30 protein-coding genes are annotated in these 22,858 nt (G+C 58.4%); 14 read left to right on the forward strand and 16 right to left on the reverse strand.

Annotated elements, in window-relative coordinates; translation table 11 throughout:
* Window positions 1-2: 2 nt before the first annotated feature.
* The 3 genes from GOV53_RS13035 to GOV53_RS13045 all read right to left on the reverse strand — a co-directional run bounded on the left by GOV53_RS13035 (window position 3) and on the right by GOV53_RS13045 (window position 2,075).
* Entirely contained in the window at window positions 3-722 is a 720-nt protein-coding gene (locus GOV53_RS13035; protein WP_170467278.1) for a GNAT family N-acetyltransferase, read from the reverse strand.
* Window positions 719-1,441 (reverse strand): competence/damage-inducible protein A, encoded by a 723-nt coding sequence (locus GOV53_RS13040; protein ID WP_170467280.1) that lies wholly within the window; start codon window positions 1,439-1,441, stop codon window positions 719-721. Before GOV53_RS13040 ends, GOV53_RS13035 begins: the two co-directional genes overlap by 4 nt.
* A gap of 70 nt (window positions 1,442-1,511) precedes the next feature.
* Window positions 1,512-2,075 (reverse strand): TetR/AcrR family transcriptional regulator, encoded by a 564-nt coding sequence (locus GOV53_RS13045; protein ID WP_170467282.1) that lies wholly within the window; start codon window positions 2,073-2,075, stop codon window positions 1,512-1,514.
* Between the two features lie 99 nt (window positions 2,076-2,174).
* Between GOV53_RS13045 and GOV53_RS13050 the strand changes: the two genes are divergently transcribed.
* The 4 genes from GOV53_RS13050 (at window position 2,175) to map (ending at window position 5,135) form a co-directional block, all read left to right on the forward strand.
* The gene (locus GOV53_RS13050; protein WP_170467284.1) at window positions 2,175-2,930 is read left to right on the forward strand and encodes an SDR family NAD(P)-dependent oxidoreductase; all 756 of its coding nucleotides are present in this window, start codon (window positions 2,175-2,177) and stop codon (window positions 2,928-2,930) included.
* Window positions 2,931-2,969: 39 nt separating this feature from the next.
* Entirely contained in the window at window positions 2,970-3,680 is a 711-nt protein-coding gene (sfsA, locus tag GOV53_RS13055; RefSeq protein ID WP_170467286.1) for a DNA/RNA nuclease SfsA, read from the forward strand.
* Complete coding sequence (locus GOV53_RS13060) at window positions 3,649-4,119, forward strand: ester cyclase (protein WP_217361248.1); 471 nt, start codon at window positions 3,649-3,651, stop codon at window positions 4,117-4,119. The genes sfsA and GOV53_RS13060 overlap by 32 nt, the downstream gene beginning before the upstream one ends.
* Before the next feature lie 203 nt (window positions 4,120-4,322).
* Window positions 4,323-5,135 carry a type I methionyl aminopeptidase gene (map, locus tag GOV53_RS13065; RefSeq protein WP_170467288.1) on the forward strand — a complete coding sequence of 271 codons (813 nt, stop codon included), beginning with the start codon at window positions 4,323-4,325 and terminating at the stop codon, window positions 5,133-5,135.
* Here map and GOV53_RS13070 read toward each other — a convergent pair.
* The 4 genes from GOV53_RS13070 to GOV53_RS13085 all read right to left on the reverse strand — a co-directional run bounded on the left by GOV53_RS13070 (window position 5,123) and on the right by GOV53_RS13085 (window position 8,219).
* The gene (locus GOV53_RS13070; protein WP_367648778.1) at window positions 5,123-5,290 is read right to left on the reverse strand and encodes a hypothetical protein; all 168 of its coding nucleotides are present in this window, start codon (window positions 5,288-5,290) and stop codon (window positions 5,123-5,125) included. The two genes, map and GOV53_RS13070, sit on opposite strands and share 13 nt — an antisense overlap.
* A gap of 35 nt (window positions 5,291-5,325) precedes the next feature.
* Complete coding sequence (locus GOV53_RS13075) at window positions 5,326-5,961, reverse strand: HAD family hydrolase (protein WP_170467292.1); 636 nt, start codon at window positions 5,959-5,961, stop codon at window positions 5,326-5,328.
* A gap of 492 nt (window positions 5,962-6,453) precedes the next feature.
* Window positions 6,454-7,011, reverse strand: a complete 558-nt coding sequence (rsmD, locus tag GOV53_RS13080; RefSeq protein WP_170467294.1) for a 16S rRNA (guanine(966)-N(2))-methyltransferase RsmD — start codon at window positions 7,009-7,011, stop codon at window positions 6,454-6,456.
* Window positions 7,008-8,219 carry an NAD(P)/FAD-dependent oxidoreductase gene (locus GOV53_RS13085; protein WP_170467296.1) on the reverse strand — a complete coding sequence of 404 codons (1,212 nt, stop codon included), beginning with the start codon at window positions 8,217-8,219 and terminating at the stop codon, window positions 7,008-7,010. Before GOV53_RS13085 ends, rsmD begins: the two co-directional genes overlap by 4 nt.
* 99 nt (window positions 8,220-8,318) lie before the next feature.
* On the opposite strand from GOV53_RS13085, the gene GOV53_RS13090 reads away from it, so the two are divergent.
* From GOV53_RS13090 to GOV53_RS13105, 4 genes are all read left to right on the forward strand, one after another.
* A complete protein-coding gene (locus GOV53_RS13090; RefSeq protein WP_170467299.1) occupies window positions 8,319-8,804 on the forward strand; it encodes a peroxiredoxin in 486 nt (161 codons plus the stop codon).
* A 104-nt stretch (window positions 8,805-8,908) separates the two neighbouring features.
* Window positions 8,909-9,154, forward strand: a complete 246-nt coding sequence (locus GOV53_RS21450; RefSeq protein ID WP_170425831.1) for a glycine zipper 2TM domain-containing protein — start codon at window positions 8,909-8,911, stop codon at window positions 9,152-9,154.
* 12 nt (window positions 9,155-9,166) lie between these two features.
* Complete coding sequence (locus tag GOV53_RS13100) at window positions 9,167-9,514, forward strand: hypothetical protein (protein ID WP_170467301.1); 348 nt, start codon at window positions 9,167-9,169, stop codon at window positions 9,512-9,514.
* 32 nt (window positions 9,515-9,546) lie between these two features.
* Complete coding sequence (locus tag GOV53_RS13105; RefSeq protein WP_170425835.1) at window positions 9,547-9,855, forward strand: hypothetical protein; 309 nt, start codon at window positions 9,547-9,549, stop codon at window positions 9,853-9,855.
* Here the strand turns inward: GOV53_RS13105 and GOV53_RS13110 are convergent.
* Genes GOV53_RS13110 through GOV53_RS13125 form a run of 4 tightly spaced genes read right to left on the reverse strand, consistent with a single transcriptional unit; the run spans window position 9,852 to window position 12,594 of the window.
* Window positions 9,852-10,145 carry a 4a-hydroxytetrahydrobiopterin dehydratase gene (locus GOV53_RS13110; RefSeq protein WP_170425837.1) on the reverse strand — a complete coding sequence of 98 codons (294 nt, stop codon included), beginning with the start codon at window positions 10,143-10,145 and terminating at the stop codon, window positions 9,852-9,854. The two genes, GOV53_RS13105 and GOV53_RS13110, sit on opposite strands and share 4 nt — an antisense overlap.
* Window positions 10,142-11,329 (reverse strand): GNAT family N-acetyltransferase, encoded by a 1,188-nt coding sequence (locus tag GOV53_RS13115; protein ID WP_170467303.1) that lies wholly within the window; start codon window positions 11,327-11,329, stop codon window positions 10,142-10,144. Before GOV53_RS13115 ends, GOV53_RS13110 begins: the two co-directional genes overlap by 4 nt.
* 45 nt (window positions 11,330-11,374) lie before the next feature.
* Window positions 11,375-12,142 (reverse strand): glycerophosphodiester phosphodiesterase family protein, encoded by a 768-nt coding sequence (locus tag GOV53_RS13120; RefSeq protein ID WP_170467305.1) that lies wholly within the window; start codon window positions 12,140-12,142, stop codon window positions 11,375-11,377.
* A complete protein-coding gene (locus GOV53_RS13125) occupies window positions 12,139-12,594 on the reverse strand; it encodes a RidA family protein (protein WP_170425843.1) in 456 nt (151 codons plus the stop codon). The genes GOV53_RS13120 and GOV53_RS13125 overlap by 4 nt, the downstream gene beginning before the upstream one ends.
* Window positions 12,595-12,931: 337 nt before the next feature.
* Between GOV53_RS13125 and GOV53_RS13130 the strand changes: the two genes are divergently transcribed.
* Both GOV53_RS13130 and GOV53_RS13135 read left to right on the forward strand, forming a co-directional pair.
* Window positions 12,932-13,714 carry an MlaA family lipoprotein gene (locus tag GOV53_RS13130; RefSeq protein ID WP_170467549.1) on the forward strand — a complete coding sequence of 261 codons (783 nt, stop codon included), beginning with the start codon at window positions 12,932-12,934 and terminating at the stop codon, window positions 13,712-13,714.
* Window positions 13,704-14,318, forward strand: coding sequence for an MlaC/ttg2D family ABC transporter substrate-binding protein (locus tag GOV53_RS13135; RefSeq protein WP_170467307.1), 615 nt, complete (start codon window positions 13,704-13,706; stop codon window positions 14,316-14,318). The genes GOV53_RS13130 and GOV53_RS13135 overlap by 11 nt, the downstream gene beginning before the upstream one ends.
* A gap of 54 nt (window positions 14,319-14,372) precedes the next feature.
* On the opposite strand, the gene GOV53_RS13140 is transcribed toward GOV53_RS13135, so the two are convergent.
* Genes GOV53_RS13140 through GOV53_RS13155 form a run of 4 tightly spaced genes read right to left on the reverse strand, consistent with a single transcriptional unit; the run spans window position 14,373 to window position 18,546 of the window.
* Window positions 14,373-15,470 carry an ABC transporter ATP-binding protein gene (locus tag GOV53_RS13140; protein ID WP_170467309.1) on the reverse strand — a complete coding sequence of 366 codons (1,098 nt, stop codon included), beginning with the start codon at window positions 15,468-15,470 and terminating at the stop codon, window positions 14,373-14,375.
* A gap of 3 nt (window positions 15,471-15,473) precedes the next feature.
* Complete coding sequence (locus tag GOV53_RS13145; RefSeq protein WP_170467311.1) at window positions 15,474-16,379, reverse strand: carbohydrate ABC transporter permease; 906 nt, start codon at window positions 16,377-16,379, stop codon at window positions 15,474-15,476.
* Window positions 16,372-17,244 carry a carbohydrate ABC transporter permease gene (locus GOV53_RS13150; protein ID WP_170425851.1) on the reverse strand — a complete coding sequence of 291 codons (873 nt, stop codon included), beginning with the start codon at window positions 17,242-17,244 and terminating at the stop codon, window positions 16,372-16,374. The genes GOV53_RS13145 and GOV53_RS13150 overlap by 8 nt, the downstream gene beginning before the upstream one ends.
* Before the next feature lie 57 nt (window positions 17,245-17,301).
* On the reverse strand, window positions 17,302-18,546 hold the full coding sequence (locus GOV53_RS13155) for an ABC transporter substrate-binding protein (protein WP_170467313.1): 1,245 nt from the start codon (window positions 18,544-18,546) through the stop codon (window positions 17,302-17,304).
* Window positions 18,547-18,763: 217 nt separating this feature from the next.
* Between GOV53_RS13155 and GOV53_RS13160 the strand changes: the two genes are divergently transcribed.
* Complete coding sequence (locus GOV53_RS13160) at window positions 18,764-19,495, forward strand: response regulator transcription factor (protein WP_170467315.1); 732 nt, start codon at window positions 18,764-18,766, stop codon at window positions 19,493-19,495.
* Complete coding sequence (locus tag GOV53_RS13165) at window positions 19,492-20,934, forward strand: sensor histidine kinase (protein WP_170467316.1); 1,443 nt, start codon at window positions 19,492-19,494, stop codon at window positions 20,932-20,934. Before GOV53_RS13160 ends, GOV53_RS13165 begins: the two co-directional genes overlap by 4 nt.
* Window positions 20,935-20,937: 3 nt before the next feature.
* Here GOV53_RS13165 and fliP read toward each other — a convergent pair whose 3' ends face one another.
* Window positions 20,938-21,714, reverse strand: coding sequence for a flagellar type III secretion system pore protein FliP (gene fliP / locus GOV53_RS13170; RefSeq protein ID WP_170467318.1), 777 nt, complete (start codon window positions 21,712-21,714; stop codon window positions 20,938-20,940).
* Between the two features lie 448 nt (window positions 21,715-22,162).
* Between fliP and GOV53_RS13175 the strand changes: the two genes are divergently transcribed.
* Window positions 22,163-22,348, forward strand: coding sequence for a hypothetical protein (locus GOV53_RS13175; protein WP_170467320.1), 186 nt, complete (start codon window positions 22,163-22,165; stop codon window positions 22,346-22,348).
* Window positions 22,349-22,375: 27 nt separating this feature from the next.
* Entirely contained in the window at window positions 22,376-22,852 is a 477-nt protein-coding gene (locus tag GOV53_RS13180) for a hypothetical protein (protein WP_170467322.1), read from the forward strand.
* Window positions 22,853-22,858 lie beyond the last annotated feature (6 nt).

Raw genomic sequence — 22,858 nt, forward strand, 5'->3', positions numbered from 1 at the left:
GGTCACTCTCCTTGGGCAAGGTGACGGTAATGGTATTCTCCGCTGATCTCCATCCCAAGCGCACGGTACAGCCCGTTTGCCCCGTCATTGGCCTTGGTGCAGATCACACTCAGCGTATGTGCGCCTTTTTCTTTGGCCCAAAACGCCGCCTTTCGCATGGCCCATTGACCCAGGCCCTGGCGGCGATGCTCTGGCAGGATTTCCAGCGCATGCACCATGGCGATACCGTCATGGATGGCGACAAATCCCGTTCCAGCAGGTTTGTCAGAGTGGCGCAGCAACAGACCGGTTTTTGGCCCCTTAGCGCGGTCCATGACGGCCAGTCGTTCGGGCCCGATCCCTGCTTGCGCCCAAATTTCGACCATGATCGCCAAAGGGCTCCAAATGGTGAAGGCTGTGACTTTCGGGATCGGTTGATCTGCCAAGTGATCGACGGGACATTCGTAAATATTGACCGGATCAAGAATGTCATAACCGCGGTCCGCAAGCTTTTGATCCAACACTTCATCACCCGGTCGCAGGCAAAAAAATGGCCGTTGCCCCATCGCACACATCGCCTCTTCGGCGGCTGTAATCTCGTCTTCTGACGCGGGCCCCATCGCGCTGGCGGCTGACACGCGCGAACCGCCGCCCAGTCCCTGCCGCAGTTGGAACGGCCCAAGTGTCTCGTATCGCGCTGCGGGCCATGTGCCGTCGACGACGGCCGCCCAGTTCGGGCTCAAAGCCCCAACTCTTTCGCCAACCTTGTGGTGGCCGCGTCAACTTTTGACCCATCTGTGCCGCGAACCACCACGTTAGAGCCGAATACGCCGTTCACCTGGAACGGATAGCTGCCGATGGCAAGGTCGGGGAAATCGTCTGCCAAGGTGGACAAGATCGACGCGATATCCCCCTCGCCCCGATTGACGCGCAGCGTTTGCGACAACAGTGGGTCACCGCCCGTCAGTTTGGGCAGAACACTGGCAACCATAGCCTGAAAGATCGTCGGAATCCCCGCCATCACATGCACATTGCCCAACGTGAACCCCGGCGCCGTCGATACCGGATTGTCGATCAACGTTGCTCCATCGGGGATACGTGCCATGCGCAGACGCGCTTCGTTCAGTTCCAGCCCCGAATTCTCATAGTGCCGTTCCAACAGCGCCCGCGCATCGTCCCGCACGTCGATCAAGGCACCAAAGGCCCGCGCAATGCAGTCGGCGGTGATATCATCATGCGTCGGGCCAATACCGCCACTTGTAAACACGTGATCGAAACCTTCGGACAGGGTGCGCACGGCTTCTTCAATGGCCGCCGCTTCATCACTGACCATGCGGACTTCTTTGAGGTCGATGCCCTGTTTCGTCAGTTCCTGCGCAAGGTAATGCATGTTTGCATCCCGTGTGCGCCCCGACAGGATTTCATCCCCGATCACAAGCATTGCTGCGGTTGGGTTCGCCATGTCCTGTCCTTTCCTACTGACACTTTGGGCGCAAGATATCGTTCCTACCGGGTCGAGCAAGGGCCGTGTGTCAATCCCGCAGCACTTCGGCCGGCAAATCCGCTGTAATGCGCTCGAACAGATCCATATCGTGCATTGACCGCGCAAGGATCATTGCACCTTCCATCCGGGCAATCATATCTGCGGCACGAGTCTCCGGATTCGGCGTTCCCGCTGCGCGAAACACCGTTTCAAGCCACACGAGATTGCGCTCAAAGAACTCGCGCGTGCGATTGGCGACCGGATCTGGCAGTCTGGCGATTTCGGCACCGAACATTCCGCACAAGCACATAAGGTCCTGTTCGATCAACGCTTGCCGATAGGCGGCCACATACTGCACCAACAGCTCGGACGGCGTGGACTCGTCCAAGCGGCCCAACGCACCCAGAAATTGATCAGTGTAGCGACCGACCAGCGCCTCGCCCAAGTCCTCTTTGGTCGGAAAATGATAGTGGATACTGGCCGATTTGATCCCGATTTCCGCCGCGATATCGCGGAAACTAAAGGCATAATACCCGCCTTGCCGCGCCATTTTCTCGGCCACGTCCAGAATGCGGTTGGCTGTATCGGACAGGGTTTTTTCGGTCTTGGGCATCTGCAGTCGAACCTAGTTTTTTACCTATCAATAGATAGGGCTTGTATTTGGTTTTGCCAGTCCAATATATCTACCTATCAATAGATAGGGAATCTGATCATGACACAATCAACAACTCTTATCATCGGCGGAACCAGCGGAATGGGCTTGGCCACCGCACGGAAAATTGTAGCTCAGGGGGGCCACGTTACACTGGTCGGATCGTCCGCCAGCAAGCTGGACGCCGTGAAGGCAGAATTCGGTGACGCCGCAGAGACACACCAGGTAAACCTGCGAAACTCGACAGAGGTCGACGTGCTAGTCGCACGGATCAAAGCCGAGACACGCAGCATCCAGGGTCTTGTGAACGCAGCCGGAACGTTCGCGCCAAAACCGTTTTTGGAACACTCTGGCGAGGACTTCGACAGCTACATGGACCTGAACCGCGCCACCTTCTTCATTACGCAGGCTGTCGCTGAAAACATGAAGATGCACGGGGGTGGTAGCATCGTGAACATAGGCTCTATGTGGGCAAAACAAGCCGTCCGGGCCACCCCATCTTCGGCCTACTCGATGGCCAAAGCCGCGCTTCATTCCCTGACACAACACCTTGCGATGGAACTGGCGGAGCATGGCATCCGTGTGAATGCCGTCTCGCCCGCCGTCGTCGTAACCCCCATCTACGGTGCCTTCATCGCGCCGGACCAGATCGAGTCGACCCTGACCGACGCTTTCGACGCGTTTCACCCGATCGGCCGCGTCGGGCGGCCCGAGGATGTGGCAAGCACGGTCACGCATCTTCTGTCCGAGGACGCCTCATGGGTGACCGGCGCCATTTGGGACGTCGACGGCGGTGTTATGGCAGGCCTCGTCTGACACTTCCCTTGCGGGCGAGGGCACGCTAAGCCGGGTGGCATGAAGTTTGCCACCCCGTTGATCCCTGCCCGCCTGATCCGCCGCTACAAACGCTTTCTCGCCGATTGCCAGTTGGAAGATGGCCGTGAGGTTACCGCCCACTGCGCCAATCCGGGATCTATGATGGGACTGGCCGAACCGGGGGAAAAGATCTGGTTGGAGCCGAATGACGACCCCAAGAAAAAACTGAAATACGGGTGGCGACTGGTCGATCATGAAAACGGGCATTTCACCGGCGTCGACACCTCCGTCCCGAACAAAGCATTGCGCAAGGCGCTTGAGGCAGGCGAAATCCCCGAACTGGCCGCCTATCAAACCGTCCGCCCCGAGGTGAAATACGGTGAAAACAGCCGTATCGACTTTTTGCTGACCCAACCCGGCCTGCCCGATGCCTATGTCGAGGTCAAAAGCGTAACGCTCTCTCGTGAACCCGGTCTGGCCGAATTCCCCGACAGCGTCACTGCGCGCGGCACCAAACATCTGGGTGAGTTGGCCGCCATGGCGGAACATGGCCACCGAGCAATCATGTTGTACTTGGTACAACGCACCGACTGCGACCGCTTTGCCCTAGCTGCAGATATAGATCCGAACTACGCCGCCGCATTCGAGGTTGCGCAGGAAAAGGGTGTCGAACGGTTAATTTTCGCCACCCAGATCTCGCCGGATGGGATAAAACTGGATGTCGACAGACCACCATTTGGCTGCAGGTAACGCGAAAGAGCTGAACGTGACGATGACTCCAACAGACCTTGTCCGAAGCTTTTACACCGATGTATGGAACCGGCGCGATTATCGCGTGGCGCATGAGATCATTGATGCTGACTTTAGATTCCGAGGCTCTCTGGGGCCGGAGAAACGCGGCCTTGAGGGGTTTCTGGAATATGTCGACGCGGTACATGCCGCATTGGGGAACTACACGTGCACCATTGAAGACATAGTTCACTCAGAAAACCGGGTCACCGCGCGCATGACATTCCGCGGCAAGCACAGGGCCGAGTTTTTTGGCGTTGCCCCGACAGGCAGAGATATCGAATGGGCCGGTGCTGCGTTTTTTTCGGTCGTGGAAGGAAAGCTGTCCGAGCTCTGGGTGCTTGGGGATGTGGATTCGGTCAAGCAGCAGCTGGGCGCGGCAATGAGTGGCCATTTTTAGGTTTCTGCGGCCGCAGCACCGGGGCGTCTTGTATCCGCTTGAGGGCGCTATGAGGCACTCACAAGCAGTCAAACCCGCGTCCGTTGCCACTTGAATTTCCGGATTTACGCGCCATCTGACAGCCTCAAACGCGCGCCCTCTGGAACTTTCTGCACAAGCAGCGTAAAAGGAGCGCTGCGCGCAATATTTGGAGCTTAGCGTCGATGAAAGAACATCGTGGCCGTCTGACTAAGGATGGCATCCGCATTTACGAACAGGGTGACTTTGCCGGCATGCATGCGGCAGGGGCCTTGGCCGCGCGGATACTCGACGACATTGCTGAACATGTCTTTCCGGGCCAGACCACTGGCGCGATCGACGGGTTGATCACGCAAATGGTTGAGGATGCGGGCGCAACATCGGCGACGATTGGCTACAAAGGGTACCAGCACGCAAGCTGTATCAGCGTGAATCACGTGGTCTGCCACGGCATTCCCGGCGACAAGCGATTGAAGGATGGCGACATCCTGAACATCGACGTAACGGTGATCGTCGACGGCTGGTTCGGCGATACTTCGCGCATGTATGTGGCAGGCAAACTGCCCCGCAAGGCCGAGCGTCTGATTCAGGTTACACATGACGCGCTGTTCAAGGGTATCGAAGCGGTCAAGCCGGGCAAAACCTTTGGCGATATCGGCCACGCGATTCAAGCCTATGTCGAGGCGCACCGGATGAGCGTTGTACGCGATTTCTGTGGTCACGGTCTGGGCCGTGTATTCCATGCGCCTCCTAATGTGCTGCACTACGGCCGCCCGGGCACGGGTGCCGTGCTGGAAGAAGGCATGTTCTTCACCATCGAGCCGATGGTGAATCTGGGTCGCCCCGAAACCAAAACGCTGGCTGATGACTGGACCGCAGTAACGCGCGACAAGTCGTTGTCGGCACAGTTCGAACACTCGGTCGGTGTGACGGCAGATGGGGTCGAGATCTTTACCCTGTCACCAGGCGACAAGTTCCACCCGACTTATTCGTCCTGACTTTCGGCCTGATCCCGTAGCAGTTTCAGCAGCAATGTCTCTGACCCCCACGGCGTAACCGCGTCGTGGATGAAAACGGGTGCGCGCATCGGTTTAGGCTCTGGCCCAGTGGCAGAGTCGGCATCCTTGGAAAGAGCCCAGAGAGGCGTGGTCACAGCGCGATCCATGACCCGAGCGTAACACGGTCGCGTCAGATTCCCAAAAGTGATGGGACATCGGCCATATCGGTGAAGACCTCTGCCCCCAGGTCGACCAGCTTTTCGGCATTTCCCTGCGGCGCGTAGGCCAGACAACGCATGTCGGCACGTTTCGCCGCCGTCACACCGTTCTGGCTGTCTTCGATCACTACGGGAGCCATGGCGTTGAACTGCCTGGCCGCAGTCAGAAACATGGTCGGGTCCGGTTTTGCGGTGCCCAGCACATGAGCGGAAAACGCCACCTTGCTCAGGCGGTCCCACAATCCGTTCTGTCCCAGCGTGATCTGCATCTTTTCCGGACTACCGTTGGATGCGACACAATAGTCTATGCCCTTTTCATCCAGCGCGCTCAGCAGATCCGCGACGCCCGGCATCAGGTCAACACCGCCCCGCAGGCGGTCGTAGGTTTCGGCATAGACCTCATCCACCCAGTCATCCGGCAGATTTGCGCCAAGCGCGCGCGCCTTGTCGCGCACCCAAACCATGGTGCCCCCCAGAAAGAACCCGACGCTGTCTTCAAGCGTTAGGTCCAATCCATAGCGGCCCAGGTTGTCGACCAGCACCTGATTGGACAGCGGCTCGCTGTCGACCAGAACGCCATCGCAATCGAAAATCACCAGATCGTGCATAGGAACCTCTCGGATATGCTTTCGATCGGGCGTAACCGACGCGGGTGGCGACTGCAATCGGGCATCGTGAGCGGTGCAAGGAGAGGCCGTAACCGCCGGATCAGCGGCCACGGCGACCCTGTCACGCCAAGGCCGCAGCGACGGCGTCTTTCATTGAGGTGCGCGCGCGACCGATAAGGGTCTCCAAGGCATTGCCTTAATCATGCAACCAACCATCGGTTGCGCCTGCCTCAGCATCAGCGAAAAACGCAGCGGCGAATTCCCTAAGCCGAACGAGGCTAGACATTCGCAATACGTCTATTTAGACACTGAATTGTAAGGGATGTCTCTGCCGATTTGTGCAGATACTTCAGCAGCCATGTCCGAGAGCGCGAACGCCTCCCCACGCTATTTTTTAGTTCTGTTCCCGTGACCGTGCTGAGCCACAACAACAGCCAACGCCTCCGCGTAGACTTTGCGGGCAGCCGGGGTAGTTCAGGCAACTGCGTCGTCTTAACCGACGATCCTTCGCATCAACGAGATATGCGTGTCGCCATACTTCCGGCTGTCTTCCAATGTGAAACCGTCCGGCGCCGCCATCGGGGCATTCTCTTCCCATACGATGAGCGCATCGTCCGCGATCCAGCCGCCTTCGACCGCTTTGGTTAGGGCCTTTTGACCCATGGATTTTCCATAAGGTGGGTCGAGGAAAACCAGCGCGAAGGGATCGCCGCCATTCTCGCCTAACCGCGTGACATCGCGGCGGATCAGGTCTGTGCGGTCGGCGCTGCGGGTAAGGTCGATGTTTTTGCGGATCAAGCCCTGCGCCACGTGCCCGTCATCGACAAAAGTGACATGCACCGCACCGCGTGACAGCGCCTCGAGCCCCAGAGCGCCAGTACCGGCAAACAAATCCAGGACACGTAGACCTTCAAAGTCGACCTGATGGTTCAGGACGTTGAACAGGCTTTCGCGCACCCGGTCTGTGGTGGGGCGCAAATGCGCCCCGGCATCGCCTTTGCCGACCGAGGCCAAAGCCCGGCCCCGGAACTCACCGGCGATGATCCTCACGCTTTGAGCAGCGGTTTAAGGTCCGCCTCGGGATCGGCAACAACCGCCGGATCAGCGGTTTTGCCCGCGTCGATCAGGCGCTTGCCGACCATGTAAGCACGCGGGTCATTCATTGCGTCGACGGCGATCAGTTGATCACCCTTGTAATACCAGAAGGACACCGTCTGCCCCTCGCCCTTGCGGGTCACAACGCGGTCATAACCGGTGTTCAGACCCGCAATCTGCAGTTTTACGTCATACTGGTCCGACCAAAACCACGGCGTCGCCACGTAGTCTTTGGCAGCACCCAGCATGTTCTGTGCCACGATCTCAGCCTGATCAATGGCGTTCGGAACACTCTCCAGCCGGATACGGCCGCCATTATGTGGGAACGAGGCGCAATCGCCCGCCGCCCAGATCGACGGATCGGATGTGCGGCCGTGGGCGTCGGTTTTGATGCCATTGTCCAGATCGAGGCCCGCCATTTCGGCCAATTGGGTCGAGGGGGCGATGCCTACGCCAACGACGACAAAATCGACCTCAAGCTCTGTTCCATCTGTCAGAACGGCACCGGTGACCTTGCCGTTCTCACCGACCAGACGATCCAGCCCGACCCCTTCGCGAATATCGGCACCGTATTCCGCGTGCAAAGCGCGGAAGTAGTCGCTGGTCTCGGACGCAGCGACACGCTGCAGGATACGGTCAGCCATCTCAACCAGAGTGACTTTGACCCCGCGCTTGGCGCAAACAGCCGCAGCCTCAAGCCCGATATAGCCGCCACCCACGATCAGAGCGCGGGCACCTTCTTTCACGCGGGGCTCCATCTCGTCGATATGGGTCAGGTCGCGCACGACATGGACACCTTCGAGGTCACCACCAATCGCCGCAGGCAGATACCGTGGGTCGGACCCGGTGGTCAGAGCCAGCTCATCATAGGAAATCACCTCATCACCCACGGTCACAGTCTTGGCCTTCGGATCAATTGCAGTCACGCGTTGGCCCAGACGCAGGGCGATGTTGTTCTCGGCGTAAAAGCTTTCGGGGCGCAGGAATAGGCGTTCAAGCTCCATCTCGCCCAGCAGGTAAGCCTTGGAGAGTGGCGGGCGCTGATAGGGCAAATGAGACTCGGCCCCAATCAGCGTGATGTCGCCTTCGAACCCGTCTTTACGCAGCCGCGCAACAAGGGATGATCCTGCTTGCCCAGCTCCGATCACAACAATATGGCTCATCTTCGTCCCGCCCTGTGAATTTCCCATGGTTTCATTTTTCGGCTCACCTATATTGCGGCTGAGGCCGACTCTGCAAATCCAATCGACAGGAGGATCAAGATGATTTCAACCGGTGATATGCTTCCCGACGCAACGTTGACCCAAATGGGGGCAGAAGGACCCGAAGAGGTTCGGATTTCAGACAAGACCAAAGGCCGCAAGGTCGTGATATTCGCAGTACCCGGCGCATTCACACCCACCTGCCATTCCGCGCACGTGCCCAGTTTCATGCGCACCAAGGACCAATTCGCAGACAAGGGCGTCGACGAGATCATCTGCGTTTCGGTCAACGACCCCTTTGTGATGGGCGCATGGGGCGAAGCCACCGGCGCGAAAGCGGCTGGCCTGACCATGCTGGCCGACGCCGCATCCGAGTTCACCAAAGCCATCGGTATGGACTTTGACGCCCCCCCTGTCGGGCTGATCGCGCGGTCCAAGCGCTATGCGATGTTGGTTGAGGACGGCAAGGTCGTAGCGTTGAACCTGGAAGAAAACCCAGGCGCCTGCGAAATTTCTGCGGGTGAAGGACTGCTGGAAAGCATCTGATCTTACCGGGCCCCGGTACGCCGGGGCCACGTTAACCCTATTTCACTTGATGCAACTCTCTGATGGGTCGATACTTCCCCCATTCAATCAGGGAGTTTTTTTTGATGAAACTCAAAGTCATCACCATCCTTCTGGGCGCTTCTGGCGCAATTGCGGCCTGCGGCCCGGCCCCGACACCTCAACAACAGGCTGCACGACAGCACGAGATTGCCTGCCTCAGCGGCACTTTGGGCGGGGCGTTGATCGGCGGCGTGATTGGCAACCAATTCGGCGGTGGGTCCGGCCGGGACATTCTGACCGCTGGCGGGGCCGTGGCGGGCGGTGCCGCAGGCCAGCGTTACGCGTGCTGAAGGAGAGCGACCATGAAATCAGGAATTTTGACGGCCGCATTCGTATTGCTGGCCAGCGCTGTATTGGCAGAATCCGTGGCGGAATTGCATGAACGGGAACTCAATGCGATAGACGCCAACAATGACGGCTTTTTGTCCAAAGATGAGTTCAACGCCTTTTCGGACTATGCCTTTCAGGCCATGGACGAAGACAAGAACGGCACCTTAGGCATGGCAGAAGCCAAGCCGTTTTTGGACATAAAGCAATTTCAGAACGTTGACCGAAACAACGACAGCGTTATCTCTCGCGCAGAGTATGACGCGCAAATGAATGATGATTTTTCAGCCGCTGATCAGGACGGGAACGGTCTTTTGGATTGATCGCACCGCCGGCGGATCGATAGGAGCATTGAATGAATAAGTGGATTACCATTGGCATTCTGGGAGTCCTTGCCGCCTGCGACGCGCCGCAGTCTCCTGTAGTCACCGGACCGGACGGTCAGACGCGAATTCAGATCAATACATCGGGTCTGACCTGCTACGATACCCGCTGCCTAGACATCAACCCGGCCGCCCGCAGCGTGCGCTCGGTCGGGAACCGCACAACCGGCATTCCGGGCAACATAAACGTCAGCGACGGCACCGTCACACCGGCCGAGTTCCGGCGTCTGGGCGAAGTTGCTTCCCTGGCAGGCGGAATGGGTTCGAGAGGAGACCGCTAAACGAGGCTGTCCATCTTGCGGGCCAGTTTCGCGTCCAATGAAGACAAACCGCCCACATCATGGGTGGAAAGAACCACTTCGACCGTGCGGTAGACGTTCGACCATTCGGGGTGGTGGTTCCATTTTTCGGCAAAAATCGCCACTTGGGTCATCCAGCCGAAAGCGTGGACAAAGTCCTCGAATATAAAGGTTTTAGTGATCGCGTCCCGGTCCTTGACCATGGTCCAGCCGTTTTCGAACAGCGGATCCAGAAGAGGGCCGCGTGTCTCGGTCGACAATAGTTCCGTCATTGCTGTTCCTCCGGGTTCGACTTTCTGAACGGGCCATAATCCGTCAGAATCTCGATCTCTTCTCCCACTGCGCGGGCCTCGGCGTCCAGATATTTTCTGATCGCATCGGCAAAGCCCGGATCGTTGACCCAATGCAGACTGTGCGTGCGCGTGGGCAGATAACCGCGCGCCAGCTTGTGTTCGCCCTGCGCCCCGGCTTCGACCCGCACCAGACCCTCGGCAATGGCAAAGTCGATTGCCCTATAATAGCACAGTTCGAAATGCAGGCAGGCGTGATGCTCGGTACAGCCCCAATAGCGACCAAAAAGCGTCTCGCGACCGATAAAATTCAGCGCCCCGGCAATCGAATGCCCGTCCCGTTCCGCCAAAACCAGCGCCATGTCATCCGCCATGGTTTCATGCGCAATATCAAAGAACTGGCGGGTCAAATAGGGCATGCCCCATTTGCGCGACCCGGTGTCCTGATAGAATTGCCAGAAAGCATCCCAGTGTTCCGGGCGCAGATCACCACCGGTCAATGTCCGTATCTCGCCGCCAAAGCCGCATGCCTGCGCGCGCTCTTTACGAATATTCTTGCGCTTGCGCGAAGACAGAGCCGCAAGAAACCCGTCAAAGTCAGCGTAATCGTCGTTCAGCCAGTGAAACTGCTGCGAGTGGCGCGTCATCAGGCCCATCTGCTCACCGGCCAGCGCTTCGTCCTCGGTGCAGAAGGTCGCGTGAATGGATGAGACCTGATTGTCCGCCGCCAGTTGCACCGCGCCTTGCACCAGTGCCGACATCCCTATCGCCTCGTATCCCGTGCGCACCAAAAAACGCCTACCCGTCGCAGGCGTGAAAGGCACAGCAATCTGCAGTTTGGGATAATAACGCCCGCCGGCGTTCTCATAGGCGTGTGCCCAGTTGTGGTCAAAGATGTACTCGCCCTGGCTATGAGACTTGGCGTACATCGGCGCTGCGGCGATGAGCATTCCGTCCAGATAGGCCGTCAGATATTGCGGCTGCCACCCGGTTCCACGTCCGACCGAGCCACTGTGTTCCAGCGCGATCAGAAACCGATGGGTGGTAAATGGATCAAGCGGGCGGCCACCATCAGCGGCCTCGGGACAGGCGCAACTGTCCCACTCTGCCGCAGATATCTGAGACAGCGAGCCCAGTACCTGAACCTCAATCTGTGCCTGATCCATGTGCCCTCCGCGTCTGGTCTTTATCTGTGACGACGTGGGCCGGGTTCAACCCGGATGTGCGGCCAGATACCCTTCGAAGGTCACATTGTCGGCAACTTCGCGGGCCTTTGCCTCTTGTTCAGGCGATCGCACCGTCCAGCACAGGATCGGCACACCGCGCGCCTTCAGCTCGGCCACGCGAGGACGGTTCAGGTCGGTCACTTCATGGCTGATGAAACTGGCGCCAACCCGGTCGAAATCGGGAATCCCGCGCAGGTGGTCACAGACGGCGTGTGGCAACAGTTCTTCCTTGGGCTGGTACGACCCCGTCACGATGCCACGCGGCAGGTGCGGGGCTAACCGCGCCAATTCAGCGACCGAGTTGGGGTTGAACGACATCAACGCAACCGGCCCGTCATAGCCTTGCAACGCCCGCACCGCGTCGCGTTCCAACGCCCCGACAGATGTGCCCATGGCGCCGTCCTGATCCTTGAACTCGATCAGCAGAGGCACATTGCCGGATACAATCTTCAGCACCTCGTCAAAGGTCGGTATGCCGTCATCAGCATGCAGCAGTTTAGTGCCCGAGGCCTGATCGGCAGTGATCTGCTGGATTGGACCAGACTGCCCCGTCAGGCGGGCCATGTCATAGTCATGAAACACCATCGCCCGATTGTCGGCGGTCAGCTGTAAATCAATCTCGATCGCGTAGCCTGCCTGAACAGCGGCACGAATGGCCGCCCGACTGTTTTCCGGGCGGTTGTCCTGTTTGTCATGCAGCGCACGATGTGCCACAGGCACGGTCAGGAAGGCTTCGGGCAGTGTTGGGATCATTGAACTTCGAAGATGCCTTCGATTTCAACCGCCACACCCAGTGGCAGCGCAGCCGCGCTCACTGCGGAACGCGAATGGCGACCCGCATCGCCCAGCGCTTCGACCAGGAAATCCGAGGCCCCATTGATCACTTGTGGCTGGTTGGTGAAATCGGCGGTCGAGTTCACAAAACCGGTCAGTTTGACAACGCGCACCAGCTTTTCGATGTCACCACCACAGGCGGCTTTGACCTGCGCCAACAGGTTGATCGCACAGACCTTGGCTGCGGCGGCACCTGCGTCGACATCCATGTCGTCGCCCAGCTTGCCGGTGATCAGCTCATCCGCTTTCGAGATCTGGCCCGAGACGTACACGATGTTTCCCACGCGCACGAACGGCACATAGTTTGCGGCCGGTGCTGGTGCATCCGGCAGCGTAACGCCCAGGCTTTCCAGTTTCGCGGCGATGCTCATGAGGTTTCCTCCCAAATTCGAGTCGGGGCGAAGCTAACCGGGAAGTCGGCAATGGAAAAGTGACAAAACGGACATGCAGCTCACGCCGCTTGTGGGCGTAACTTTTCTTATTCCGAACTGTTGAACTTGTGTCACTTTACCTTCGACCATCGGGCGGGTTAAACGCTATTTGTTTCCTTATGGCTGTGAAACAACTATGTGACATTGAATTGCGCTGCGTACAGCGGCGACAGGCAGTATTGATTAAGTGTTTGGGTTTAAATGACCTAAATGGTTTGGAGTAGCAGAACCCGTGTTGAGCAGAATCAGCCTTATTCCCCTGATCGCCCTGTCACTGATGACGGTTCTGAGCGCCTGCGCCACGCGCCCACCCGAAGGCGCGCCGCCGAGTCAGGTCTTTGACCCCTACGAACGGAACAACCGCGGCGTTCACAAGTTCAATCTGGGCGTCGACCGCTTTCTGTTCCGCCCGGCCTCGAAAGGGTACGTAAAGATCGTGCCCGATCCGATGGTGACCAGCTTTAACAACTTTGCTGAAAACCTGACGATGCCCGGCCAGGCGCTGGACTATCTGCTGCAGGGAAATATCAAGCAATCGGGCAATGCGTTGTTGCGGTTCGTAATCAATTCGACCGTTGGCGGCTTGGGGCTATCGGCCCCCGCGGACGAACTGGATCTGCCGCCTGTCGACACGGATTTCGGTGAAACCCTGCATGTCTGGGGCGTCGGCGAAGGCGCTTATGTCGAGCTGCCATTTTACGGCCCCTCAACCCAGCGCGATGCGATTGGCGTTGTGGTCAACCTCTTCTCGAACCCGATCAACTTTACGCCGGTCCGCCCGGTCGACAATATCGGCGTCTATGCCGAGGTTGTCCGCCGCATGGGAGACCGAGGACGGTTCTCTGACACCGTTGACTCGATCCTGTATGAAAGTGCCGACAGTTACGCCCAGGCGCGCACCATTTACATACAAAATCGCCGCTTTGAACTGGCGAGGGACGATGAAGAAACCTATCTGGGATTGTATGATGACCCCTATGCCGATATCGGAACCGACCCTGTCAGGGACCCCTACCTAGACCCATACGAGGACCCCTATGAGGACCCCTATGCCGAGTAACCTTATGAACCGTCGCAGTTTTGTCACCACCGGCCTTGCCGGTATGGCACTGACCGCCCTTCCCCTTTCCGCCTTCGCCCAGACCGAAGCCAGCGCCAAGGCTCTGGTTGTTAGTGTCGTGGATGAAATCAACCGTGTGATCGCATCGGGCAAATCCGAGAAAGCGATGATCCGCGATTTCGAGAAGATTTTTGTGCAATATGCCGATGTGCCGATCATGGCACGTTATGTGCTAGGGGCAGATGCCCGTTCGGCCAGCCCGTCACAACTGAAGCAATTCACCAAAGCGTTTCAGGGCTATATCTCGAACAAGTATGGCCGCCGCTTCCGTGAATTCATCGGTGGACAGGTTACCGTCCGCAACGCTCGCAAGATCAAGGCAGGATACGAGGTGCGCACCTCAGTCAAGCTGCAGGGCTCGTCCCCGTTTGAGGTCACATTCCTGGTTTCGGACAAGTCGGGCCGCGACAAGTTCTTCAACATGTTTATCGAAGGGGTGAACATGCTGCTGACCGAACGGACCGAAGTCGGTGCGATGCTGGATGCTCGTGGCGGTGATCTGAACCGCCTGATCAAGGACATGAACCAGAACAAGGTCAGCTGATCTGGTTCAAATGAAAAAGCGCCGCGCGATTGGCTTCGCGCGGCGCTATTGCGTTTAGTTCAGGCGTTCACCGGTTTCCTTGGCAAAGTACGACACTTTGCTCATGTCGAAAGCAAGGTTGAGCATCTTGCCTGCCTGCGCGCTGGTTTCCGCATGCAAACGCGCGGTGACCTGTTTGCCGCCCAGTTCCGAGACCACATAGGTGTCTGCGCCGGCAGGTTCGACCATGTCGACCATGCAAGCCGCTTCCTGAACGCCGTCGCCAGCGCGGAACCCGGCCTCGGCAATATCTTCGGGACGCAGACCCAGAATGACATCCTGTGGCAGCGACAGATCGCGTGCATCGTTCAACAATAGCGTTTCGCCTTGGTCGCGCGCGATGGCGATCTGGGTACCAGAGCCGTTCCTAGTCGCTTGCGCCGGGATCAGGTTCATCGCGGGCGAGCCCATGAAATCGGCCACAAACAGGTTAGCCGGATTGTTGTAGATCTCGGCCGGGGTGCCGATCTGCTGCACCACACCGCCCTTGAGAACCACGATCTTGGTGGCGAGGGTCATCGCTTCGATCTGGTCATGGGTCACATAGACGATCGAGGCATCCAGCGTCTGGTGCAGCTTTTTGATCTCAGTCCGCATCTCAACCCGCAGCTTGGCGTCGAGGTTCGACAGCGGTTCATCGAACAGGAACAACTTAGGATCGCGCACCAGCGCCCGGCCCATCGCCACGCGCTGACGCTGACCGCCCGAAAGCTGGCTGGGGCGGCGGTTCAGCAGGGGTTCGATCTGCAGCAGCGAAGCGACCTCTTTCAGCTTGGCATCCTGCGTCGCCTGATCCACCCCGCGCACTTTCATGCCGAAGGTGATGTTCTTGGCCACGGTCATGGTCGGGTACAGAGCATAAGACTGGAACACCATCGCGATGTCGCGGTCCTTGGGGCTGACATGGGTCATGTCGTTGCCACCGATGGACAGCGTCCCGCCGGTGATTTCCTCAAGCCCCGCGATGCAGTTCAGCAAGGTGGACTTACCGCACCCCGAAGGCCCGACCAGCACCAGGAAGTCCCCCGGTTCGATCGAGATGTTGATGTCTTTCAGAATCTCGGTCGCGCCGTAATTCTTGTACAGATTGTTGATATCTAAGATGGGAGCCATGGGTTATCCCTTCACGGAACCGGCGGTCAGGCCGCGGATGAAATACTTACCGGCAACGACATAGACGAGCAGCGTCGGCAGCCCCGCGATGATCGCGGCGGCCATGTCGACGTTGTATTCTTTGACGCCGGTGGTGGAGTTTACGATGTTGTTGAGCGCAACGGTCACGGGCTGCGTTCCTGCCTGGCTGAACGACACGCCGAACAGGAAGTCGTTCCAGATCTGCGTGAACTGCCATATCACGGTCACCACGACGATGGGCAGCGACAGCGGCAGGAAAATCGACCAGAAGATCCGCAGGAAACCGGCCCCATCGACGCGGGCTGCCTTGGTCAGCTCGGCCGGGATCGTGACGTAGTAGTTGCGGAAGAACAGCGTGGTGAATCCCAGCCCGTAGATCACGTGAACGAAGATCAGACCCGGAATGGTCCCGGCGATCCCCATCATGCCCAGCAACCGCGCCATCGGCAGCAAGACGACCTGAAACGGGATGAAACAGCCAAACAGCATCAGCGAGAAGATGATGTTCGCGCCTTTAAACCGCCACTGCGCCACGACATAGCCATTCAGCGCGCCCAGCAGGGTCGAAATCGCCACCGCAGGCACCGCGATCAGGACCGAGTTCCAAAAGTAAGGCCGCAGACCTTCGCACTGAATACCAGTACAAGCCCCGGACCATGCGGTTTTCCAGGCGTCAAAGCTGACTTCGCGCGGCAGCGAGATCAGGGATCCGGTGCGAATCTCCTCAAGGCTTTTCAGCGATGTGGTGACCATCACGAACAGCGGCATCAGGTAATACAGCGCGAACAGGCCAAGCAGGACGTACAGCAACCATCGCAGGGCAATTTTGCCAGCGGCGCTTTGGGTGCGGGTTTGAGATTGGGATTGGGGCATCGACAGATCAGTCATTTTTCGCCCTCAGCTCTGAGTAAAGATAAGGAACCACGATGGCAAAGACGACCAGCATCATGATCATCGCAGACGAGGCCGCCTGACCGATATCACCGCGCGAGAACGCCATGGCGTACATGTACGTGGCAGGCAGATCGGTTGCGTAACCCGGACCACCGCCTGTCAGGGCGATGACAAGGTCAAAGCTCTTGATTGCCAGGTGGGCCAGAACGATGAAGGCAGACAGGAAAATCGGTGCCATCGAAGGTATGATGATCGCCGTATAGATGCGCCACGTGGGGATACCATCGACCTGTGCGGCCTTGATGATCTCACCATCCACTGACCGCAGACCGGCGAGGAACAGCGCCATGACGAAGCCCGAGCTCTGCCAGATCGCAGCCATCACGATGGTGTAGATGGCGTAGTCGGGGTTCACCAGCCAGTCGAACTCGAAATTCGGAAAGCCCCAGCCCTGCACCATGGACTCGATCCCAAGACCGGGGTTCAAAATCCACTTCCACGCGGTGCCCGTGACGATCATCGACAGCGCCATCGGGTACAGGTAAATCGTGCGGATCGCGCCTTCAGCGCGGATCTTCTGATCCAGCAGGATGGCCAGCAGCAGGCCCAGCACCATCGCGATCACGATGAACAGCGCGCCAAAGATATACAGGTTGTTGATTGCCGTGTCCCAGCGCGGGGAGTCGAACAGGCGTTCATACTGAATGAAGCCCTTGATCTCGTATTTCGGCAGTAGTTTCGATCGGGTCAGCGACACCCATGCAGTCCATCCGATAAAGCCGTAGACAAAGATCAATACGGCGATGAACGACGGTGCCAGCACCACCTTGGGCAGGTGGTTTTCCAGCCATTCGGACATTTTAGCCTCCGGGGAAAGGTGCTCTGCCCCGCATTATAGGGGGCAGAGCGTGTTGGATCAGTAGCTGTTTGCTACCGCGTCCGCCAATTGCTGAACCGCGTCTGCCGAGGACATATCCGAGTTGAAATGCGCGGTCACAACGTCTGTGATCGCACCGGACTGCGACCCGCGCAGCGCCATGCCGTGGGCGTAGGACGGCAGCAGCGAACCTGCGTCCGAGGTCGCTCCCATATCTTCGGCCGACAGATTGGCACAGATGTCGAAATCATCCAGCGCCACATCGGTCCGCGCGGGGATCGAGCCTTTGTTCAGGTTGAACACTTTCTGGAAGTTCGGCGCGACGATCAGCTTGGCCAGCAGGTCCTGACCGGCTTTCTTATCGTCGCCGTCCACGTCGAACATGGCAAAGCTGTCGACGTTGTACAGGTAACCGTCACCGGGGGTCGAGGCGCACAGGAAGTCTTCGCCGGGCTTCTTGCCAGCTGCCAGGAATTCACCTTTGGCCCAGTCGCCCATGATCTGGAACGCCGCTTCGCCGTTCATGACCATGGCCGTCGCCAGGTTCCAGTCGCGGCCCGAGAAGTTCTCATCCACATAACCACGTAGGGTGCGCATCTGGTCAAAGACCTGAACCATGGTGTCCGAAGTCAGCGCTTCGGGGTCCAGATCAACCAGCGCCTTCTGGAAGAACTCAGGCCCGCCAATGCCCAGAACCACCGTTTCAAAAACGGTCGCGTCCTGCCATGCCTGACCACCGTGGGCCAACGGGATCACACCAGCGGCCTGCAGTTTATCCGCTGCGGCGTTGAACTCGTCCCAAGTTGTCGGCATTTCGATACCATTAGCCGCCAGAACGTCTGCGTTGGCCCAGATCCAGTCCACACGGTGTACGTTCACCGGCGCGGCGCACCAAGTACCTTCGCACTTCATGTGATCCGCGATCGAGGCGGGCAGCACCTCGGCCCAGCCTTCGGCATCGGCAACAGATGAGATGTCAGCCAGAACGCCTTCTTCGTACCATTCCTGAATGGCGGGGCCTTTCAGCTGAACGGCAGTCGGTGCGTTGCCAGCCAGAACGCGGGCCCGCAGCGCGGTCATTGCCGCGTCACCGCCGCCGCCTGCAACTGGCATATCGGTCCATGTGCCACCGTTCGAGGCGAACTCTTCCTGCAGAACAGCGACCGACTTGGCCTCACCGCCCGAGGTCCACCAATGCAGAACCTCGGCCTGAGGCTCGGCCACAACCGACGACGCGGCCGCAACGGCCAGTGTCGATACGGTGGCAAATGCAAAACGATTCATGTCTTGTCTCCTCCCTGAGAACTCAATGGCTGCCGAAGCAGCGATTGCGCTATTACTGAGGGCCAAACGCCATCTGACAACGCGTAATCCGCGCCAAGATGCAGACGAAGCCCAATTTTTCACCACTTTTGTTACAGCGTGTTACGTTGACATTGAATCCGTTTCCGTTCGTTACAATTGACGACGTCGGAGGAACATTATCGGGAGGACAGACAGAGTGAGCATTCCGCGGCTTCTGGTGGTGGATGACGACCCTGACATGCGGTCGATGATGACTCAGCTGATGCAAAAGAACGGGTTCATCGCTCTGCCCGCCAGCACTGAGCGAGAAATCCGCGCGCATTTGTCCAACGGTCGGATCGACCTGATCCTGTTGGACGTCATGCTGGGGGATGAAAACGGCATCGACATCTGCGCCCGACTGCGGCGGGAACAGGATGTACCGATCATACTTGTGTCGGCGTTGTCCGCGGATCATCAGCGCATGGCTGGATACGAGGTGGGTGCCGATGACTACATCGCCAAGCCGTTCAACCCGCAACTGATGCTGGCCCGTATTCGCGCAGTGATGCAACGCGCGCGGCGATCATCGTCGCTGGCCTATCGCCGCCGAACCCGCACCTTCCGTTTTGACGGTTGGGTCTATGACGGCAAGCGCGACGACCTGCATTCTCCCGAAGGCTATCTGGTGTCGCTGTCCCAAAGGGAAACCGCCCTGCTCAAGGTGTTACTGGCCAACCCGCATATCCCGCTGACCCGGGATGAGATCGTCGCTGCGCTGGATGTGACCGGCGACAGCGACAAGTCCGAAGCTCAGGGGCGCGCCATCGACATGCTGGTCGGGCGCTTGCGGTCCAAAATCGAGGCCAACCCGAAAGATCCGCAAATGCTGCGCACGGAACGCGGGGTCGGCTACATCTTTGGTGCCGACATCTCGGTCGAAGAATGACCCTGCGACTGCGCAATCTGGGGTGGCTGTGGGCGCTGTCGGCTTTTGCTGCAGGGCTTTTGTCAGCAGGGCTGTGGTTCGCATCTGCGCGCGCCTGGAATGATTACCTGCTGCAGTCTTTTGTTGCCGGTTTCACGGTTTACGAAGAACTGCGCACTGGCATGGCCCCGTCCGAGGGGCTTTCAATTACCCCCTTGTCACCGCAGGACGCAGCGCTGGCCGAAAATGGCGAGTTTCAGCGCTTGCCCGGCTTCTCTGACCGCCGGTTTGTTACAAACCTGTCGATCCTGACGGACAGTTCCTCGCCGCTCAGCGGGCGCGAATTGACCGTCGCGATCCTGTCCGACCGTTTGATTTATCCGGTATCGGACATCGTCTCCGGTATTGATCAAACCGGCCCCGAGAAGATGGGCAATCTGACCCGATTGCTGGCAACCTATTGCAGCGAGCCGATCCTGATCGCGAAATTTGGTCGGGAGGCCTGGTATCAGGTAGATGGCACGCGAATTTGGGGCTGTCAGGCCGCACCTATGGATCTACGCCTGCCCGCCATTCTGTTGGGGATCGTTGCGCTTGCGGTCATTCTGTCCTCGGTCAGCAATGTGTCGGACACGTTCACCCGGTTCGCGCATGCCCTGCGCCAGCGGCAGCGTTTGGGCGGACCGGAAAGCTATGAGGCTGATGGCCCGGATGAGCTGCGCGACATTGTATCGGCAGTAAACGCCCATCTCGAGGCCGAGCGCGCTCAGTTGGAAAAGCGGGCAACCGTCTTGTCTGGCGTCAGCCACGATCTGGGCACACCCGCGACCCGCGTGCGCCTGCGGGCCGCACTGATCCCAGATGACGAACTGCGCGAAAAGCTTGAGGCGGATGTTGATCAGATGACCGGCATGATCGAAAGCGTCCTGACCTACACGCGGTCCGAACTGGATGTCGAGGAACCACAACAAATTTCTCTGACCTCGCTGGTCGAGTCTCTGGTCGCCGACTATCAGGACATGGACCTGCCCGTGACCCTGAAACAGACCGATCCGGTCGCGATCGAAGGGGCCACCTCGGTTTTCATGTCCAAACGCGGCGTTGGGCAATTGCCCGAAACCCGCCGTGTGCTGGTCATGGGGCGGCCGATCTCTCTCCGGCGTGCGCTGACCAACCTGATCGACAACGCCCTGAAATACGGGCGGCACGCTGAGGTCCAGTTGGAAACCGATGCGACCACCGCCACAATCACCGTCGAGGATAAGGGCACCGACCTCTCCGTCTCGGATATTGAGAACCTGATGGCCCCATTTCGGCGGGGGTCCAACACCGGATCATCGGACGGCTTCGGCCTGGGTCTGACCATCGCCGCAACCGTGGCCGAACAACATGGCGGCGCGATGCGGTTCGAAGCCGGCGAGCGCGGCCTGCGCGCCCGCCTACAGATCGCCCGGCAATAAAACCTAGGTTGTGTAGCTGCGAACCAAAGCACTGGCGATCAAAGACCAACCATCTGCAATGACGAAAAATGCCAGCTTGAACGGCAAAGAGACTGTGGCAGGCGGCACCATCATCATACCCATCGACATCAAGACCGCGGCGACCACAAGGTCGATGATCAGAAAGGGCAAGAACACTAAAAATCCGATCTGAAAGGCGCGGGCAATTTCCGACAGCATAAAGGACGGCATCAAGATCGACAGCGGCGCATCCGGCGACAGAGGAATAGCGTCCCCTTCGGGGCGCAAGGCGGCCATGGCGTGAAACGTATCTGCGTCCAGTCGCGCCGCCATAAAGGCTCTGAATGGCTGCAAAGCGCGCCCCAGCGCGGGCTCAACCTCCATCGTTTCATTGACCAATGGCCGGATGCCGGCTGTCCAAGCCTCGGTAAAGACCGGGTCCATGACGAAATAGGTCAGGAACAAAGCCAGGCTGACGATCAGCATGTTTGGCGGAGATTGCTGCAAGCCAATCCCCTGCCGCAGGATCGCCAAAACGGTGATCAAAAACGGAAAGCAGGTGATCATGATCGCGAGTCCCGGTGCGAGACTCAGAACCGTAATCAACAGGATCAGCTGAATCGTACGCGCCGAGATCGAACCGCCCTCGCCCAACGACACCGATAACTCTTGTGCCGTGGCCAGCGACGGGGTCAACGCGTCTGCTGATTGGGGGCTGATCGGGAAATAGTGGACTTGCGACTGGCACCGATCGGATAAAGGCCAAGCAATCCTCCTCATGGGCCATTCTTCCCGTCAGATCTAAATGCGAACATAAAATGTGACATCCGTATTGAACGGCCTGAACGAGCTTTTGGGTCCCTCCCTACCACAGCTTGAGAAACGCCCGCCCTGCATTTCAGCTGCCAATCTTGGGTTTGAGACCCGGGTTGGTCCAGCCCCTTCCCCAGATCAAGTCGCATCGCTGCGTAACTCGTAGTTTCAAGAGTTTGACCGCATCGATAAGTAGCAGGTTCTCAAACCGGCAAAGTCATATACCTATTCCGGCTTTGGAGCAGGGGCGTTGGACTTGCTGGAGAAACAGCACCTGGAAGCGGATTGGATTGCCGCCATCCCACGTTATCTGGACGGTACTCCTAAGTCAGGGCCAAACCCGTCCGCAAGCCTTCTAGGCTGCGAAAGCGATGCCGCATTATGGGCGATTTGAAGATCAGACATTGGCGCCTGGATGTTGCAAACAAAGATTGTCGCGTTGAGCCTTGGCAAAGAGTTTGACCAGGCAATGGATCTGTTGCAGGCGCATAACACAGAAGCTTCTGACACACTGAACCGTGTGGCGTTGATCTTGACCGAGTGGGCAGACGACGCGACATTCCTGCGCCGCGTTTTGACTCTGACGCCAAGGCAGAAATAGGCGCTTTCAACAGGTACCGCTGTTGCTGTGGCCAAAAGATTGGCCGCGCCCGATTTTGCCAATGTCGCGCTGGAACTGGCCAACCGACCGCAGGACAAAAAGGGGCGCTTGGATCGGGTCGGGATTGGGGCGAAGGCCACTCCGCTCCAGCACCAACCGCGTCAAGCAGTGCAGAAACTTTCAGATGACCCTTCAGACGCCGCGCAATCGCTGAGGGGACAAGCGATGCAGATGACAGAAGACTACGGAGCAACAGCCGATTTGTTCCGCGAGATTGGACAAATCGAAGAAGCCTACCGGTATGTTTGGCTGGCAGATCGCCCAAGCAGGTTGGATGAGGAGAGCGGATCAAAGTTCTCTGCCATTCACCAAACGACGCAGGCCCTTTCCACCCCACCCAATCGCATACCCGAAAAGCCACTGGCCGATGCGCAGAGCTTGTTGGAGGACGGCGCACAAACGCGGGAACGTATTTTGGATTTACTGGCGAAGGTCACCCCGTGACTGGCC

The sequence above is a fragment of the Ruegeria arenilitoris genome, assembly GCF_013035315.1.
GTDB classification, from domain to species: Bacteria; Pseudomonadota; Alphaproteobacteria; order Rhodobacterales; family Rhodobacteraceae; genus Ruegeria; species Ruegeria arenilitoris_D.